Genomic DNA, 16,193 nt, shown 5'->3' on the forward strand with positions numbered 1-16,193 from the left:
GGGGCTCACGTCGCGAGCGCGTCGGCCACCCGCCGGCGCAGCGCCGGGATCAGTTCCTCCTCGAACCACGGGTTCTTCTTCAGCCAGGCCGTGTTGCGCCAGCTCGGGTGCGGCAGCGGGATGAGGTCCGGGGCATAGTCGCGCCAGGCCGCCACCGTCCCGGTCATCGTCGGCCGGCGCCGGTCGCCGAGATAATAGGCCTGGGCATACTGCCCGATCAGCAGGGTCAGCCGGACCGCCGGCAGGGCGGCGCGCAGCCGCGGGTGCCAGAGCGGCGCGCATTCCGGCCGCGGCGGGTAGTCGCCGCCCTTGGGCGCCGTGCCGGGATAGCACAGCCCCATCGGCACGATGGCGATCCGGTTCTCGTCATAGAAGGACTCCGGGGGCATCGCCAGCCACTGGCGCAGCCGGTTGCCCGAGGGGTCGTTCCACGGGATGCCGGTGGCATGGACCCGCGCGCCCGGCGCCTGCCCGACGATCAGCAGCCGGGCCGCCGGGGTGCCGCGCAGCACCGGCCGGCAGCCGTGCGGCAGATGCGCGGCGCACAGCGTGCAGGCGCGCGCCGCCGCCGCCAGCTCGGGAAAGGGCAGGTCGGGGGACGGGTCCGGACGGGTCACGCGAGCGCCAGCAGCTCGCGCACGAAGGCGGGCACCACCTCGGTCGCCGGGCCGTGCACCGCCTGATCGAAGTAGGAGACGCCCTCCGACGGCTCCAGGTTCAGCTCCACCGTATGGGCGCCGGCCGAGGCGGCCTGGGCGACGAAGCCGGCGGCGGGATAGACATGGCCCGAGGTGCCGATCGACAGGAACAGGTCGGCATCGGCCAGCGCCGTCTGGATCCGCTCCATATGATAGGGCATCTCGCCGAACCACACGATGTCCGGCCGCATCCCGCCCTTGCGTCCGCAGGACAGGCAGTGGTCGTCCACCGACAGGTCGTGGGTGCAGGGCTGCACGGTCCGGCAGTGCTGGCAGAAGGCCTTCAGCAGCTCGCCATGCATGTGCAGCAGGGTCCGGCTGCCGGCCCGCTCGTGCAGGTCGTCGATGTTCTGGGTGACCAGCAGGACCTTGCCCCTCCAGGAACGCTCCAGCTCCGCCAGCGCCAGATGGGCTGCGTTGGGCTGCACCGCCGGGTCGAAGAGGCCGCGGCGGCGGTCGTTGTAGAACTGGTGGACCAGGGACGGATTGCGCCGGAAGCCCTGCGGGGTGGCGACGTCGTCCAGGTCGTAGCGCGCCCAGATGCCGTCGGCGCAGCGGAAGGTGTCGATCCCCGACTCCTTCGAGATTCCCGCCCCGGTCAGGATGACGATGGAATCGGTCGGCTTGAGGCGGACGGACAGCGGCATGACGGGCACTCTGGCTGTTGGCGGACGGCGGACAGGACTGCTAGATCATCCCCGGGCGACGGAAAGACAATGGACAACATCGGGGGGCAGGCGTGATCAGGGTGCTGTTCGTGTGCACGGGAAACATCTGCCGTTCCCCCACCGCCGAAGGGGTGTTCCGCCACCTCGTCCGCCAGGCCGGGCTGGAGGGGCTCATCGAAGCCGACTCGGCAGGCACCCACGGCTACCACAGCGGGGAACCGCCGGACCCGCGCAGCATCCTGGCCGCCAGGGAACGCGGGATCGACCTGTCCGACCTGCGCGCCCGGACGGTGCGGCCGGCCGATTTCGCGGCCTTCGACTATGTGCTGGCGATGGACCGCGGGCATCTCGCCCATCTCCGCCGCATGGCGCCGCCGGCTCCGGCCGCCACCGTGGCCCTCTTCCTCGACTATGCGCCTGCGGCACCGAGGCGCGAGGTTCCCGATCCCTATTACGGCGACGGCCCCGGCTTCCTGGAGGTGCTGGATCTCTGCGGCCTCGGCGCGCGCGGGCTGCTCGACCACATCCGGCGGGAGCGGCTGGCGCAGTGACGGGCGGCAGTGTCGGGGAGGCGGTGTGAGGGAGGCGGTGTGACCATTCTGGTCCGCCGGTCGCGGCAAGGGATGTCCTCCGCTATAAGGGTCGGCCGGCGCCCCCGCCCCCACTCTTAGGGACAGGGTCGCATCAGACGAATGGCGGGGTTATCCCCTCCCGACGATCGGCTACCATCGACGATCCGGTACGCGCAGGCCTTCGCCACCATGGACATGCCCCCGCCCGATCAGCCCGAGACTCCGGCAAAGGCGGAGTCGTGGCGCGTCCGGCGCTTCCCGAACCTGGAGGCGTCGATCGGGTGGCTGGCCGCCTGCGGTCTGGTCTTTCTCGTCATGGTCACCGCGGTCTTCGCCGTCCAGTCGCGCGAGCGCGCCCTGTCGGCGGCGGAGGAGCGGGCCGGGGCCGCGGTCCGCGTTCTCGCCGAACATGCCGCCCGGCTGTTCGACGCCGCCGACCTGCTGGTGGAGTTCGCCGTACAGGAGACGGTCGGCCGCGACTGGGCGGAGATCGAGTCGTCGCGCCCCCTGTGGGAGCGGCTGAACCGCCAGCGCAGCCGCCTCCCCTTCCTCGACGCCGTCTGGCTGAACGACGAGACGGGAACGCTTCGCCTCAGCACCGTCGGCTTTCCGACCCCGCCGTCCAACGCCAGCGACCGCGACAGCTTCCGGGCGCTGAAGGCCGGCTCCACCCTGCCCTTCATCGGCGAGCGGATCATCGGGCGGGTGACCGGCAAGCCGAGCTTCCTGCTGAGCCGCCGGCTCTCCCACCCCGACGGTTCCTTCCGCGGCATGGCGTCGGTGACCATCGACCCCACCTATCTCTCCGGCTTCTACAAGGAGATGGACTTCCCCTACCCGGCGGACATCCTGATGGTCCGCGCCGGCGGTTTCGACGTCCTGGTGCGCGAGCCGGGCCGCGGCGCGGTGCCGGCCCCGCTGCCCGAGCCGGCGCGCCTCGCCATGGTGCAGGCGCCGCGCGGCGGCGTGGTGCACCAGGACGGCGCGCTGATCGCCTACCGGCCGGTCGACAACTGGCCGGTCTTCGTCGCCGTCCAGCACGAGCTGGAGCCGGTGACCGGGACCTGGCGCCGCCTGCTCGCCCCCTACGGCGTGCTGGCCGGCGCCGCGGCGCTCGCCCTGCTGGCGCTCAGCGCGCTCGGCTTCCGGCAGGCGCGCACGGCCCGGCGGCAGCAGGAGGTGCTGGAGGACCGGGTGAGGGAGCGCACCGCCTCGCTCCGACAGGCGCTCGCCGAGCGCGACGAGGCGCTGGGCAAGAAGGATCTGCTGGTGCGCGAGGTCCATCACCGGGTGAAGAACAGCCTGCAGGTGGTGTCGAGCCTGCTGACCCTGCACGGCCAGACCGTGGGCGACGCCGCGCTGCGCGCCCAACTGGAGGAGGCCGGGCGCCGGGTGCAGGCGATCAGCGACATCCACCAGCTCCTCTACCGGGCCGACGACGTCCGCGTCATTCCGTTCCACGACTATCTGGCGGCGCTCTGCCGCGAGCTGGAGCGCTCCGCCCTCTGCCGGGGACAGTCCTGGCACCTCGACCTGTCGGTCGACCCGGTGGAGATGCCGACCGACCAGGCGATCCCGCTCGGCCTCATCGCCAACGAGCTGGTGATGAACGCCCTCAAGCACGGCTACCCGCAGGAGGGCGGGGCGGGGAACGGGGCGAAGCCGATCCTGGTCCGGATGACCCGCGTCGGCGGACATGCCGTGCGGCTGGCCGTCGCCGACCGCGGGGTCGGGCTGCCGGAGGGGTTCGACTGGCGGCGCAGCCGCAGCCTCGGCATGCGTCTGGTCCATGCGCTGAGCGGGCAGCTCGGCACCAGGCTCGAGATCGAGCGGCTGAACCCCGGCGTCCGATTCGCGGTCGAGGTCACGCTGGAACCACCGGACGATGGGCCGGACGATGGGCCGGACGATGCGCCGGAGGATGGGCCCGCCCGGCCCCCATCCCCGCCGTCCCCTCAGTCCCCCGGGCCGCCGGAGGCGCGCAGCGGCACCTCCACCCGTCCGACGGAGCAGCGGTCGGCCGGCTCCCCGCAATAGCGGAACTCCACCCGCAGCATCCCGTCGTTGCGGTCGGGATCGGCGATGCGCAGCGGTCCGCTCAGCGCCAGCTCGACCCGGTAGGGTCCTTCCGGCCGGTCCGACCGCAGCGCAGCGGGAAACCGCCCCTCGACCCGCCCGCGCACCAGCGCCGGCACATCGATGCGCAGCACCGGCGGAACGACGCGGATGCCGCGCGCCGGCCGCAACTCCAGCACCAGCGATCCGGCCGCCGGACGCTTGCCCGGCCGGACCTCGGCGGTGAAGCGGCCGGCCGGCAAATCCGCCCGCCACTCCGCCCGCCGGGACCGGTCGTCGTCCGCGGCAGGACTACTTACTGGGGTATGCAAGGCGATAACAACTATCGCAACGATTGCAGGACGCTTGCGTAAAGGCATGACAAGCGGGAAGATGCACCCCGTGCCGGGCCGGCGCAACCGGGGCGGACGGGTACCTCCCGCCGCGCCGGAGGCGTGCCGGCCAAAGCGAACAGCCAGGACCCGCACCCGTGCCGACACCGCCGATCGCCCAGCCGGCCTTATCGTCGCCGACGCCCCCCCGCCTGCTGGAGGCGGTGGCGTGGATGCTGGTCTATGCGCTGGTGATCGCGGTGGGCAACACCATGATCCGCTATGCGACGCGGGACATGCACGCGTTCGAGGTGGTGTTCTTCCGCAACCTGTTCAGCCTGCTGTTCCTGGTGCCCTGGATCCTGCGGTCCGGGCTGGCGCCCTTCCGCACCAGCCGGCCGAAGCTCTACCTGACGCGCTCGATGACCACGCTGGCGGCGATGATGGCATGGTTCTATGCCGTGTCGCAGGTGCCGCTGCCGACCGCCACGGCGATCAGCTTCACCACCCCCCTCTTCACCACCGTGGGCGCCGCCCTGTTCCTGGGCGAGGTGGTGCGGCTGCGCCGCTGGACGGCGGTGCTGGCCGGGCTGGTCGGGGTGCTGATCGTGCTCCGCCCGCTCGGCGGGCTGAACGACGGCCTCACGACCCTGTCGGTCCTGGTGCTGCTGCTGCACTGCATCGCCGCGGCGGCGACGATCCTGCAGATGCGCACGCTCGCCCAGCTCGACGGCGCGCATGTGGTGGTCACCTACATGGCGCTCTACGTCACGCCGATGGCGCTGGTCCCCGCCCTGTTCGTCTGGGTCTGGCCGAGCTGGGAGCAGCTTGGCTTCCTCGTCGCGATGGGCGGGGTGCTGACGCTGGCGCAGCTCGCCATGACCCGCGCCTTCAGCCTGGCGGAAGCCTCGGCGATGATGCCCTACGACTATGCCCGCCTGCCGCTGACCGCCCTGGTCGCCTGGGCCGCCTTCGGCGAGGTGATGGACCTCTGGGGCTGGATCGGCGCGGCTGTGATCGCGGGCTCGGCCCTCTACTCCGCCCATCGGGACGCGGCGCAGAGGCGCGGCCCCCGCGCCACGACGACACCGGCCGCCGCGGCCGAGTAGCCGGCGCCTTCGGCCGCCCGCCCGTCAGGCCGCCTCGGCACCGCCCTCCCCGAGGTCCGGCGAGGCGAGCGCCTGCTTTGCCCGCTCGCGGTGGGCGGGGGTCAGGTTCATCCGCACCGCCTGGACCGCCGCGGCCAGCACCGCCGCATCGTCGGTGAAGCCGGCCAGCAGCAGCCAGTCGGGCACCGCGTCGGCGGGCAGGATGAAATAGACCAGGGTCGCCAGAAGGATGGCCTTGGCCTTCATCGGCGTCGCCCGGTCGGTCGCGCAGTAATAGGCGGCCAGCAGATCCTCGAGGAAGGGGATGCGGTGCAGGTTCGCCCGCAGCGTGCGCCAGAAGCGGCGGCGGACGAATCGCTCCTCCCGCTCCACGCGGGCCTCGTCATAGGAACCGGACGCGTCGAAGGGAACGATGTCGGTACTCATGTCTCTCCCGACCCCGCCTGCCGACGGGACCATACGGTAGGGTGTGGTGACGGCGGAACATCTGCTACATAGATGAGATCGCTCCACCAACAGCGCAACACATCAACAGTCCCGCACGGGCCCGGTTTCCGATCCGGTCCCGGCTTCAAGGAGGAAGCGCACATGAACATCGCAGGTCTGTCCGCCATCGTGACGGGCGGCGGCTCCGGCATGGGGGCGGCGACCGCCCGCCACCTCGCCTCGCTCGGCGCCAAGGTGACGGTGCTGGACGTCAACGAGGACGCGGTGCTGAAGACCGCCCACGAGATCGGCGGGCTCGGCGTCGTCTGCGACGTCACCGACGCGGCGTCGGCCGAGCGGGCGGTGGCGGAGGCGGCGTCGGCCCACGGCCCGGCCCGCATCGCGGTCAACTGCGCCGGCATCGCCCCGGCCCAGCGCATCGTCGGCCGCGACGGCCCGATGCCGCTGGAGTCCTTCCGCAAGGTGATCGAGGTCAACCTGATCGGCACCTTCAACCTGTTGCGCCTGACGGCGGCCGACATGGCGAAGCTCGACCCGCTGGACAGCGGCGAGCGCGGCGTCATCGTCAACACCGCCTCGGTCGCCGCCTATGAGGGGCAGATCGGCCAGGCCGCCTATGCCGCGTCCAAGGGCGGCGTCGTCGCGCTGACCATCTGTGCTGCCCGCGACCTCGCCCGCAGCGGCATCCGCGTCATGACCATCGCGCCGGGCCTGATCGCCACGCCGATGCTGCTGGGCATGCCGCAGGAGGTGCAGGACAGCCTCGCCGCCTCCGTCCCCTTCCCAAGCGCTTCGGCAAGCCGGAGGAGTATGCCCGCCTCGTCCAGCACATCGTCGAGAACGAGATGCTGAACGGCGACGTCATCCGCCTCGACGGCGCCATCCGCATGTCGCCGCAGTAAGGCGTTGCGGTAAGGACAAGGTGTCCAGGTAGGTCAGGGATGCGGCCGGGCATGGCGCCCGGCCCTCCCGTTGCAGCGTGGGAGGACCCCGGCATGCCCATCACCAAGGGATACAAGGCTCTGCTGGAGGAGGCCAACGGCCGCATCCAGGCGCTCAGCCCGAGCGAGGCGCTGACCCTGCACGGCGACCCGGAAGTGGTGTTCGTCGACATCCGCGACCCGCGCGAGCTGTCGCGCGACGGCATGATCCCCGGCGCCCTGCACGCGCCGCGCGGCATGCTGGAGTTCTGGGTGGACCCGGAGAGCCCCTACCACAAGCCGGTCTTCGCGTCGGGCAAGCGCTTCGTCTTCTACTGCGCCAGCGGCTGGCGCTCGGCGCTCGCCACCGACACGGTGCAGTCCATGGGGCTGGAGCCGGTCTGCCACCTGGAGGGCGGCTTCAAGGCGTGGAAGGAGGCCGGCCTGCCGGTGGCGATGCCGGAGAAATAGCGCGCGATACGACGAAGGGGGCCTTTCGGCCCCCTTCGCATCCGGTCCGTCAGGCTCCGGCTCAGCCCAGCTTCTGCTTGGCCATCGCGCCGAGGCGCAGGCGCAGCGCGTTCAGCTTGATGAAGCCTTCCGCGTCCTTCTGGTTGTAGACGCTGTCCTGCTCGAACGTCACATAGTCCATGCGGTAGAGCGAGTTCGGCGACTTGCGGCCGACCACCGTGACGTTGCCCTTGTAGAGCTTCAGGCGGACGGTGCCGTTCACCATCTCCTGCGTCTGGTCGATCAGGGTCTGCAGGGCCAGACGCTCCGGGCTCCACCAGTAGCCGCAATAGATCAGCTCGGCGTAGCGCGGCATCAGCTCGTCCTTCAGGTGGGCGGCGCCGCGGTCGAGCGTGATGCTCTCCATCGCGCGGTGGGCCACCAGCAGGATGCTGCCGCCCGGGGTCTCGTAGACGCCGCGGGACTTCATGCCGACATAGCGGTTCTCGACGAGGTCGAGGCGGCCGATGCCGTTCTCGCCGCCCAGCCGGTTCAGCTCGGTCAGGATCTGCATCGGGGTCATCGACGTGCCGTCGATGGCGACCGCGTCGCCGTTCCTGAACTCGATCTCCACATAGGTCGGGGTGTCCGGCGCCTTCTCCGGCGACACCGAGCGGGTGAACATGTCCTCGTCCGGCTCGACCCACGGGTCCTCCAGCACCTTGCCCTCGTAGGAGATGTGCAGGAGGTTGGCGTCGGTCGAATAGGGCGCCTCGCCGCGCTTGTCCTTGGCGATCGGGATCTGGTGCTTCTCGGCGTAGTCCAGCAGCGTGGTGCGGCTGTTCAGGTTCCACTCGCGCCACGGCGCGATCACCTTGATGTCCGGCTTCAGCGCGTAGTAGCCCAGCTCGAAGCGGACCTGGTCGTTGCCCTTGCCGGTGGCGCCATGGGCCACGGCGTCGGCGCCGACGAGGTTGGCGATCTCGATCTGGCGCTTGGCGATCAGCGGCCGGGCGATCGAGGTGCCGAGCAGGTAGGTGCCCTCGTAGAGCGTGTTGGCGCGGAACATCGGGAACACGAAGTCGCGCACGAACTCCTCGCGGAGGTCATCGATGAAGATGTTCTCCGGCTTGATGCCCAGCAGCTCGGCCTTCTTGCGCGCCGGCTCCAGCTCCTCGCCCTGGCCGAGGTCGGCGGTGAAGGTCACCACCTCGCAGCCGTAGTTCTCCTGCAGCCACTTCAGGATGACCGAGGTGTCGAGGCCGCCCGAATAGGCGAGCACCACTTTCTTGACCTGTTTGCCGGACGCACCGCTCATGGGACTACTCATGCGGATGGAGGGTTGAAACCGCGCGACCGTACGGCGTTTCGCGCCCGTCTTCAAGGGCGTGCCCGGCCGCGCGACCGGTGGACGGCGGCCTACTCCCCGCGCCGGCCGTCGACGAAGGGCCAGCGGATGTAGGCGAAGGCCCAGACCGCCAGCACATTCACGTAAGGGATCAGCAGAAGCAGGATCCACAAGGGGCTGCGCCCGGCCTTGGCCAGCACCCAGCCGCCGGCCACCATGCTGTAGGTCAGCACGAGCGAGATGAAGAGATAGAGCTGCCACGGCTCCAGGCTGCTGAAGAAGCTCATCGCACGCTCCGTCGGGCCTTGCGGACGGGCTTTTCCCGCTCGGGCAGGGCCGGCCAGCGGCTGTGGGCCAGCACGCCGATCACCGGCACCATGCCGAAGGGAATCAGCACCAGCAGCGCCCACCGGGGATCGAGCCCGGCACGGCGCAGGATGCGCCAGGTCGGCCAGACCGTGGCGAGGTTGAACAGCAGAAGCCCGAGATAGGGGCTCTGAAGGAAATCCTGGGCAAGATCCTGCACGACTTCTCTCCGGGATCGGGTCCGGCGGGGGAAAGCCGGGCGAAATGAACCCCGTCCGCGCCGGTTTGTCGAGGCAAAGTTTTCCGGACACTGATACATCACATGCTAAACTGGCCCAACACTTTAGACTCTTCCCCAGGACCGCAGTGACCGCCACGCCTGCAGACGGCATCGCCTCTCCGGCAGACCAGCGCCCCGGCGCGCCGCACCGTCGCCGCATCGTCCTGCGGCTCGCCCTGCTCGGCCTGATGATCGCGGCCCTCGCCGCCGGCGCCGTGATCGACCTGCAGCGGGCGCGCGACCGGGCGGTGGACGGGGCGCTCCGCCATGCCCGCAACCTCGCCCTGACGCTGGAGGTCGATGCCGCCGCGGTGATGCGCGCCGCCGACCGCGCCGCCCTGGCGGTGGTGGATGGCGAGACCGCCCGATACCGGACCGGCGAAGCACTCGACGAACGGCCGGGTGGAAGGTTGGCCGATGCCATCCGCCGCCCGCAGGGGGCCGATCATTCGGTGCCCTCCCTGCTGCTCGCCGGGCCGGACGGAACGCTGCTGGCCTCGGCGGGGGACGAGCCGGTGACGCAGGACGCCGCCCGCGCGCTGGCCGAGGCCTACCACAGGGCGCCGGCGACCGCCCCGCTGCTGACCGTCCCCTTCCCCGGGCCGCGGGGCGGGGACTGGCGGATGGCGGTCGGCCGGCCGGTCCCCGGGGCCGGCGGGGAGCCGGCCGCGATCGCCGGCGCGGTCATCGACCTGCGGCGCTTCGCACGCTTCTACGCCTCGCTGGACGTCGGCGAGCGCGGCATGGTCACGCTGTGGGCGGCGGACGGCGCGGTGCTGGCCCGCCATCCGCAGGACGAGGCGCTGGCCGCCGACCCCTTCGCCCAGGCCCCGCTCGCCCCGGCGGTCGGCTCGGGCAAGCGGGAGCAGACGCTCCACGGCCCGTCGCCGCTCGACGGGGAGGAGCGGATCGCCGCCGTGCGGGCGATCGAAGGCTGGCCTTTGGCCGTCTCGGTCCGCATGAGCGCCACCGACTATCTCGCCGCCTGGCGTCAGGGCGTCGTGCAGCGCGCGGTGGAGACGGCGGCGCTGTCGGCCGTGCTGATCCTGGTCGCCGGCATCATGCTGCGCCAGCTCGGCCGGCTGGAGGACACCACCGCCGCCCTGCGGGAGAGCGAGCGGCGCTCCCAGGCGGTCTTCGACAGCGCCTTCCAGATCATGGGGCTGCTGACGCCGGACGGCCGGGTGCTGGCCGCCAACCGCCCGGCCGCCGACCTCGCCGGCGAGCGGCATGAGGATCTCGCCGGGCGCCCCGCCTGGGAGGTGGCCGGCTGGGCGCCGACGCCCCGGGCGGCGGAGCACATGCGCGAGCGGATCGCCGAGGCCGCCGCCGGCCGCTTCGTCCGCTACGAGGCGAACCTGGAATCGCCCTACCGGCGCCGGGTCCTGGACGTGTCGATCAAGCCGGTGCGCGACGAATCGCGCCGCGTCTCCTTCCTGGTGGTCGAGGCGCGCGACATGACCGAGCGCAAGCAGGTCGAGGTGGAGCTGAAGGACAGCGAGCAGCGCATGCGCTCCTACCTCAGCGCCGCCATGGAGGGCGTCTTCGTCAGCGACCCCGCCGGGCGCTATGTCGACGCCAACCCCGCCGCCTGCCAGTTGCTGGGCTACAGCCGGCCGGAGATCCTGGCGATGCGGGTGACCGACCTGATCGCCCCGGACCACCCGCTGTCGGAGGCCAGCCTCGCCGGCTTCCGCGCCGTGCGCGGCCAGGGCGTGTTCCGCGGCGAGATGGCGCTGCGCCACAAGAGCGGCGAGACGGTGCTGGCCGAGGTCAACGCGGTGCGGCTCGACGACGGCCACTTCCTCGGCGTGATCCGCGACGTGACCGAGCGCCGCCGGGCGGAACGGGCGCTGCGCGCCAGCACCGGGCGGCTCACCGCCCTGATCCGCGCCCTGCCCGACCTCGTCCTCATCCTCGACGAGGAGGGGGTCTACCGCGAGGTGATCGCCAACGACACCGAGTCGCTGCTGGTCGCCCCCAGCGCCTCGCTCGTCGGGCGCCGGGTGGAGGAGGTGCTTCCCCCCGACGACGCCCGGATGGCGATGGAGGCGATCCGCCGGACGCTGGAGACCGGACAGCCGCAGCGCGTCGACTATGCGCTGACCGTGCAGGCCGGCCTGCGCTGGTTCGAGGGTCGCACCCAGGTGCTGACGACGGGATTCGACCTGCGGCCGATGGTGCTGGTGCTGACCCGCGACGTCACCGACCGGGTGCTGGCGGCGGAACGGCTGGCCGCCGCCAAGGAGCAGGCGGAGACGGCTGCCCGCAGCAAGAGCACCTTCCTCGCCACCATGAGCCACGAGCTGCGCACGCCGCTGAACGCCATCATCGGCTTCTCGGAGATCATGCTGCACGAGCTGTTCGGGCCGATGGGCAGCCAGCGCTACCTGGACTATGCCCGCAACATCCAGAACAGCGGCCGCCATCTGCTGGAGCTGATCAACGACGTGCTGGACATGTCGAAGCTGGAGGCCGGCCGCTACATGCTGGAGGAGGCCTGGGTGGAGGTGCCGGAGGCGCTGCAGTCCTGCCTCGCTCTCGCCTCCGCCCCGGCGGAGAAGGGCGAGGTCGTGCTGGCGCTGTCGGCGGCACCGGAGCTGCCGCTGCTGCTGGCCGACGAGCGGGCGCTGCGCCAGGTCGTGCTGAACCTGCTGTCCAACGCGGTGAAGTTCACCCCGCCGGGCGGACGGGTCACGGTGGAGGCCGGGCTGCGGCCGGACGGCCGCTTCGCCGTCACGGTGACCGACACCGGCATCGGCATCGCCGCCGACGCGCTTCCCCGCCTCGCCCAGCCCTTCCAGCAGGCCGACAGCTCGATCACCCGCCGCTTCGGCGGGACCGGCCTCGGGCTGTCGATCAGCCGCAGCCTCATGGAGCTGCATGGCGGATCGCTGGAGATCGCCAGCGTCGAGGACGAGGGCACCACCGTCACCCTGCTCTTCCCCGCCGAACGCCTCAGCGGCCGCAAGGCGGCCGCCGCGGCCCTGACGGGGTGACCGCGGGAGGAGCGGCGGCCGGCCTCAGCTCAGGCCAGCGCCGCTTCCTTCTCGGCGATCACCGCGGCGATGCGGGCGCGCTCGGCGGCGGTCAGGCGCAGGCTGGCGCTCTTGAGCTGGCCGCAGGCGGCCATGATGTCCTCGCCGCGCGGGGTGCGGACCGGGCTGGCGTATCCGGCATTGTTGACGATGTCGCCGAACAGCTGGATCGCCCGGTCGGTCGACCGCTCGTAGGGCGCGCCCGGCCAGGGGTTGAAGGGGATCAGGTTGATCTTGGCCGGAACGCCCTCCAGCAGCCTGACCAGCGCGCGGGCGTCGGCCGGGCTGTCGTTGATGCCCTTCAGCATCACGTATTCGAAGGTGATCCGCCGCGCGTTGGACAGGCCGGGATAGGTCCGGCAGGCGTCCATCAGCTCGGCCAGCGGATACTTCTTGTTGATCGGCATGATGATGTCGCGCAACTCGTCGGTGACGGCGTGCAGGCTGACCGCGAGGTTGACGTTCAGCTCCTCGCCGCAGCGCCGCATCATCGGCACCACGCCCGAGGTCGACAGCGTGATGCGCCGCTTGGAAATGGCGATGCCGTCGCCGTCCATGACGATCTTCAGCGCCTTGGCGACGTTGTCGTAATTGAACAGCGGTTCGCCCATGCCCATCATGACGATGTTGGACAGCATCCGCCCGTCCGGCGGCGCCGGCCATTCGCCGAGCGCGTCGCGCGCCAGCATGACCTGCGCCACGATCTCCGCCGCCGACAGGTTGCGCACCAGAAGCTGCGTGCCGGTGTGGCAGAAGCGGCAGGTCAGCGTGCAGCCGACCTGGGAGGAGACGCAGAGCGTGCCGCGGTCCTCCTCGGGGATGTGGACGCTCTCCACCTCCTGCCCGTCGGGCATGCGCAGCAGCCACTTGCGGGTGCCGTCCGCCGATTTCTGGTCGCGCGTCACGGTGGGGCGCAGGACCGCATAGGCCTCCGCCAGCTTCTCACGCACCGGCTTGGCGAGCGTGGTCATCACCGCGAAGTCGGTCGCCCCGCGATGGTAGATCCAGTGCCAGAGCTGGCGGGCCCGGAACTTCTCCAGGCCGAAGGACAGCATTTCGGCCTCCAGCTCTTCGCGGGACAGGCCGACAAGGTTCTTGCGCCCGCCGGCGTCCAGGGCCGGCAGGGCAAAGGCGGATGCATGATCGGAGGCGCTCATGGCCCCCTAGATAGGGCCATGAGCGGCAAGAGTCAAAAGACGCGACTCGGAAAAACCGGGAAAATCGGCCCGGGGACAACGACCCGGAGACAACGACCCGGAGACTGCGGCCCGAGGATCAGCGCTTCACGCCGCAGGCCTGGTTGATCGCGTCGTAGGCCTGGGTCATGCCGTCCAGGCTGTAGGTGTCGGTGGTCTTGGTGCCGCGGCCGGAGGTGCCCTTCACCACCATGGGCTTGCCCTTGCCGTCGCGCATCGCCGTGGTGATGGCCTTGTCGGTGTCGGCGTCGCGCGCCCAGGCGGTCTCGCCCTCGGTGAACAGCTTGAAGGGCTTGCCGGCCACGTCGACCGTCGTCTCCGCCTCCTTCTTGAAGGGATAGCCGGCGATGAAGCTGACCACGTCCAGCGTCTTTTCCGCCGGGCGGTGGGTCACCAGCACATAGACGTCGCCGCGCTTGGCCGCGGCCGGCTCCTTCTTCTTGGGCTGGCTGGAGATGTAGCAGACCTTGCGCCCGCCTTCCTCGAAGGCGAAGGCGTTCCAGTCCTTGAAGGTCCCGAGCAGCCGCGGCTCGGCCGCCAGGGCACCGGTCGCACCGAGCAGCGCCGGGACGATCGCGCCGAGCGCGATCGCGGCATGGGCCAGGGTACGGGCGAGGGGGCTGATGGTGCTGACGTGCAACATCTCTTGCGACTGCTCGTTGATGTTCCGGATGCGGGCGGACACTACCCAATTCGGCCGGGCTTTCCAAGGGGCCGATGGTTAAATCCGGGCAAAGGTCATGCTGGCGAAAAGCTGATTGATCCGCGGCGCCGACTGTTGCGTACATATGATCACGATGGGATGCGGACCGGCGGCGCTGCGAATTCGATATGGCGGCGGGCGATTGCCCGAACCCCTACTTGTGCCCGGGCTGCGGTTCGCATTGAATGGGGGCATGCAGGATCGCCCCTCTCCCCCGGCCGACACGGGCCCCTCTCCCGAGGAACTGCTGGTCGCCGTCGGGCGACGGCAGGACCGGGCCGCCTTCGCCGCCCTGTTCGGCCACTTCGCGCCGCGGGTGAAGAGCTACCTGCGCCGGCTCGGCTGCGAGGCCGGCGCGGCGGACGAGCTGGTGCAGGAGGTCATGCTGCTGGTCTGGCGCCGGGCGGAGACCTACGATCCCGCAGCGGCCTCGGCCGCCACCTGGGTCTTCACCATCGCCCGCAACAAGCGCATCGACGTGCTGCGGCGGGAGCAGCGGCCGGAGATCGATCCGAACGACCCGCTCCTGGTTCCCGAGCCCGTCGAGTCGGCCCAGCAGCGGGTCGAGTCCCGGCAGGAGACCGGACGCCTGCGCGCCGCGTTGAAGGAGCTTCCGCCCGAACAGGCGGACATGCTGCGCATGGCCTATTTCGAGGACAAGCCGCACAGCGTCATCTCGGCGGAGCAGGGGATCCCGCTCGGCACCGTGAAGTCGCGGCTGCGCCTGGCGATGGATCGCCTGCGCAAGGTTCTGAGGGACCCGTCATGAGTCTGCCGACCCACCACCCCGGCGACACCCTGCTGATCGACTATGCCGGCGGCGGCCTTCCCGAAGGGGCGGCGCTGGCGGTCGCGACCCATCTGGCGCTCTGCCCCTGCTGCCGCCTGACCGTGACGGAGATGGAGGCGATCGGCGGCGCCCTGCTCGACGAGATCGAGCCGGAGGAGCTGTCTCCCGGCTGCCTGGAGGCGGTGATGGCCCGGCTCGACCGCGTCGAGGCCGCCCGTCCGGCCCCGCGCCCGGCTTCCCGGCCCGCCGCTGCGCATGCCGCCGGGAAAGTGCCCGGCCGCTTCGGAGCGGGCCGGCCGCGGCTGCCGGAGCCGCTCGCCCGCTATGTCGGCGCCCGCGGGCTGGAGGGGATGCGCTGGCGCTTCCTGCAGCCGGGGATGAGCTATGCCGACCTGCCGGCGGCCGGCGGCGGCACCACGCGGCTGATCCGCATGAAGGGCGGCATCGGCGTGCCGCAGCACACCCATGGCGGGATCGAGCTGACGGTGGTGCTGGAAGGCGGCTTCCATGACGAGCTCGGCCAGTTCCAGCCGGGTGACATGGCGGTGGGCGACCCCTCGGTGCGGCACAGCCCGGTGTCCGACCCGGAAGGCTGCCTCTGCCTCGCCGCCACCATCGGCGGCCTGCGCCTGACCGGCCCGATCGGCCGCCTGTTCAACCGCTTCGTGAATTTCTGAGGGGGCGAGCCCCCCTCACTCCTCCACCTGCTCGCCGCGGATGCGGCGGTCGCGGTCGGCGCTGCGCATGCGCTGGGCGCCGTGCCGGTGGGGCTTCAGGTCCTCGGTCGGGCCGCCGGCGCGGACCGGACGCTCGGCGAAGCGGCCGAGGCTGATCATCCGGTCGTACATCACGATGGCGCCCGCCACCCCGACATTCACGCAGAAGCTCATGGGGATCTTGATGGTGAAGTCGCAGCGCTCCAGGATCGCCGGCGACAGGCTGGCGCGCTCCGGCCCCAGCACATAGGCGGCGCGGGTCGGGTGGCGGAAGCTGGGCAGCGGCACCGCGTCCTCCGTCAGTTCCACCCCGACCAGCCGGCAGTCCTTGGGCAGCGCCAGGTCGGCCACCCGGTCGTAGACATAGAAGGGCAGATGCTCCGTCGCGCCGGAGGTGTCGACGAGCCGCGCTTCCCGCAGGTCGGGCTCCGGGTCGATGGCGAAGAAGAAGGAGGCGCCGAAGGCGTGGGCGGTGCGCATCAGGTTGCCGACATTGCCGGGCTTGCTGATCCGCTCCACCCCGATGGCGAAATAGCCGCGCATGGGTCCGGGTCGTTCTGCTGGA

17 protein-coding genes and 1 pseudogene are annotated in these 16,193 nt (G+C 71.1%); 8 read left to right on the forward strand and 10 right to left on the reverse strand.

Going from position 1 to position 16,193, the window contains the following annotated elements; all coding sequences use genetic code 11:
• Positions 1–5: 5 nt before the first annotated feature.
• A complete protein-coding gene (locus tag DEW08_RS17780; RefSeq protein WP_168220388.1) occupies positions 6–617 on the reverse strand; it encodes a uracil-DNA glycosylase family protein in 612 nt (203 codons plus the stop codon).
• Entirely contained in the window at positions 614–1,345 is a 732-nt protein-coding gene (cobB, locus tag DEW08_RS17785; protein WP_109329314.1) for a Sir2 family NAD+-dependent deacetylase, read from the reverse strand. The genes DEW08_RS17780 and cobB overlap by 4 nt, the downstream gene beginning before the upstream one ends.
• A 92-nt stretch (positions 1,346–1,437) precedes the next feature.
• On the opposite strand from cobB, the gene DEW08_RS17790 reads away from it, so the two are divergent.
• Both DEW08_RS17790 and DEW08_RS17795 read left to right on the forward strand, forming a co-directional pair.
• Positions 1,438–1,917 (forward strand): low molecular weight protein-tyrosine-phosphatase, encoded by a 480-nt coding sequence (locus DEW08_RS17790; protein WP_109329316.1) that lies wholly within the window; start codon positions 1,438–1,440, stop codon positions 1,915–1,917.
• Positions 1,918–2,127: 210 nt separating this feature from the next.
• Positions 2,128–3,975, forward strand: coding sequence for a sensor histidine kinase (locus DEW08_RS17795; protein ID WP_109329318.1), 1,848 nt, complete (start codon positions 2,128–2,130; stop codon positions 3,973–3,975).
• Here DEW08_RS17795 and DEW08_RS17800 read toward each other — a convergent pair.
• Complete coding sequence (locus DEW08_RS17800; protein ID WP_168220389.1) at positions 3,894–4,325, reverse strand: hypothetical protein; 432 nt, start codon at positions 4,323–4,325, stop codon at positions 3,894–3,896. The two genes, DEW08_RS17795 and DEW08_RS17800, sit on opposite strands and share 82 nt — an antisense overlap.
• A gap of 158 nt (positions 4,326–4,483) precedes the next feature.
• Here DEW08_RS17800 and DEW08_RS17805 point away from each other — a divergent pair, with 158 nt between their 5' ends.
• Positions 4,484–5,434: a DMT family transporter gene (locus DEW08_RS17805; protein WP_245986398.1), complete on the forward strand. Its 951-nt coding sequence runs from the start codon at positions 4,484–4,486 to the stop codon at positions 5,432–5,434.
• Between the two features lie 24 nt (positions 5,435–5,458).
• On the opposite strand, the gene DEW08_RS17810 is transcribed toward DEW08_RS17805, so the two are convergent.
• The gene (locus DEW08_RS17810) at positions 5,459–5,860 is read right to left on the reverse strand and encodes a YkvA family protein (RefSeq protein WP_109329325.1); all 402 of its coding nucleotides are present in this window, start codon (positions 5,858–5,860) and stop codon (positions 5,459–5,461) included.
• 162 nt (positions 5,861–6,022) lie between these two features.
• On the opposite strand from DEW08_RS17810, the pseudogene DEW08_RS17815 reads away from it, so the two are divergent.
• Together DEW08_RS17815 and DEW08_RS17820 are read left to right on the forward strand one after the other, a co-directional pair.
• Positions 6,023–6,783 (forward strand): annotated as a pseudogene (locus DEW08_RS17815) (SDR family NAD(P)-dependent oxidoreductase).
• A gap of 93 nt (positions 6,784–6,876) precedes the next feature.
• Positions 6,877–7,272, forward strand: coding sequence for a rhodanese-like domain-containing protein (locus tag DEW08_RS17820; RefSeq protein WP_109329327.1), 396 nt, complete (start codon positions 6,877–6,879; stop codon positions 7,270–7,272).
• Positions 7,273–7,333: 61 nt separating this feature from the next.
• On the opposite strand, the gene DEW08_RS17825 is transcribed toward DEW08_RS17820, so the two are convergent.
• From DEW08_RS17825 to DEW08_RS17835, 3 genes are all read right to left on the reverse strand, one after another.
• Positions 7,334–8,569 carry an argininosuccinate synthase gene (locus tag DEW08_RS17825; protein ID WP_109329329.1) on the reverse strand — a complete coding sequence of 412 codons (1,236 nt, stop codon included), beginning with the start codon at positions 8,567–8,569 and terminating at the stop codon, positions 7,334–7,336.
• Between the two features lie 101 nt (positions 8,570–8,670).
• Positions 8,671–8,886: a hypothetical protein gene (locus DEW08_RS17830; protein WP_109329331.1), complete on the reverse strand. Its 216-nt coding sequence runs from the start codon at positions 8,884–8,886 to the stop codon at positions 8,671–8,673.
• Entirely contained in the window at positions 8,883–9,125 is a 243-nt protein-coding gene (locus DEW08_RS17835) for a hypothetical protein (protein ID WP_109329333.1), read from the reverse strand. The genes DEW08_RS17830 and DEW08_RS17835 overlap by 4 nt, the downstream gene beginning before the upstream one ends.
• Positions 9,126–9,271: 146 nt before the next feature.
• On the opposite strand from DEW08_RS17835, the gene DEW08_RS17840 reads away from it, so the two are divergent.
• Entirely contained in the window at positions 9,272–12,184 is a 2,913-nt protein-coding gene (locus DEW08_RS17840) for a PAS domain S-box protein (RefSeq protein WP_109329335.1), read from the forward strand.
• Positions 12,185–12,213: 29 nt separating this feature from the next.
• On the opposite strand, the gene rlmN is transcribed toward DEW08_RS17840, so the two are convergent.
• Both rlmN and DEW08_RS17850 read right to left on the reverse strand, forming a co-directional pair.
• Positions 12,214–13,380, reverse strand: a complete 1,167-nt coding sequence (rlmN, locus tag DEW08_RS17845; protein ID WP_109329338.1) for a dual-specificity RNA methyltransferase RlmN — start codon at positions 13,378–13,380, stop codon at positions 12,214–12,216.
• 118 nt (positions 13,381–13,498) lie between these two features.
• Entirely contained in the window at positions 13,499–14,062 is a 564-nt protein-coding gene (locus DEW08_RS17850; protein WP_109329962.1) for an invasion associated locus B family protein, read from the reverse strand.
• A 253-nt stretch (positions 14,063–14,315) separates the two neighbouring features.
• On the opposite strand from DEW08_RS17850, the gene DEW08_RS17855 reads away from it, so the two are divergent.
• Together DEW08_RS17855 and DEW08_RS17860 are read left to right on the forward strand one after the other, a co-directional pair.
• On the forward strand, positions 14,316–14,891 hold the full coding sequence (locus DEW08_RS17855) for a sigma-70 family RNA polymerase sigma factor (RefSeq protein ID WP_109329340.1): 576 nt from the start codon (positions 14,316–14,318) through the stop codon (positions 14,889–14,891).
• Positions 14,888–15,589 carry a ChrR family anti-sigma-E factor gene (locus DEW08_RS17860; RefSeq protein WP_109329342.1) on the forward strand — a complete coding sequence of 234 codons (702 nt, stop codon included), beginning with the start codon at positions 14,888–14,890 and terminating at the stop codon, positions 15,587–15,589. Before DEW08_RS17855 ends, DEW08_RS17860 begins: the two co-directional genes overlap by 4 nt.
• A 15-nt stretch (positions 15,590–15,604) precedes the next feature.
• On the opposite strand, the gene DEW08_RS17865 is transcribed toward DEW08_RS17860, so the two are convergent.
• A complete protein-coding gene (locus DEW08_RS17865) occupies positions 15,605–16,171 on the reverse strand; it encodes an RNA methyltransferase (protein ID WP_109329345.1) in 567 nt (188 codons plus the stop codon).
• Between the last annotated feature and the right edge of the window lie 22 nt (positions 16,172–16,193).

Origin of the sequence: Azospirillum thermophilum, assembly GCF_003130795.1 — a bacterium.
Classification (GTDB): Bacteria; Pseudomonadota; Alphaproteobacteria; order Azospirillales; family Azospirillaceae; genus Azospirillum; species Azospirillum thermophilum.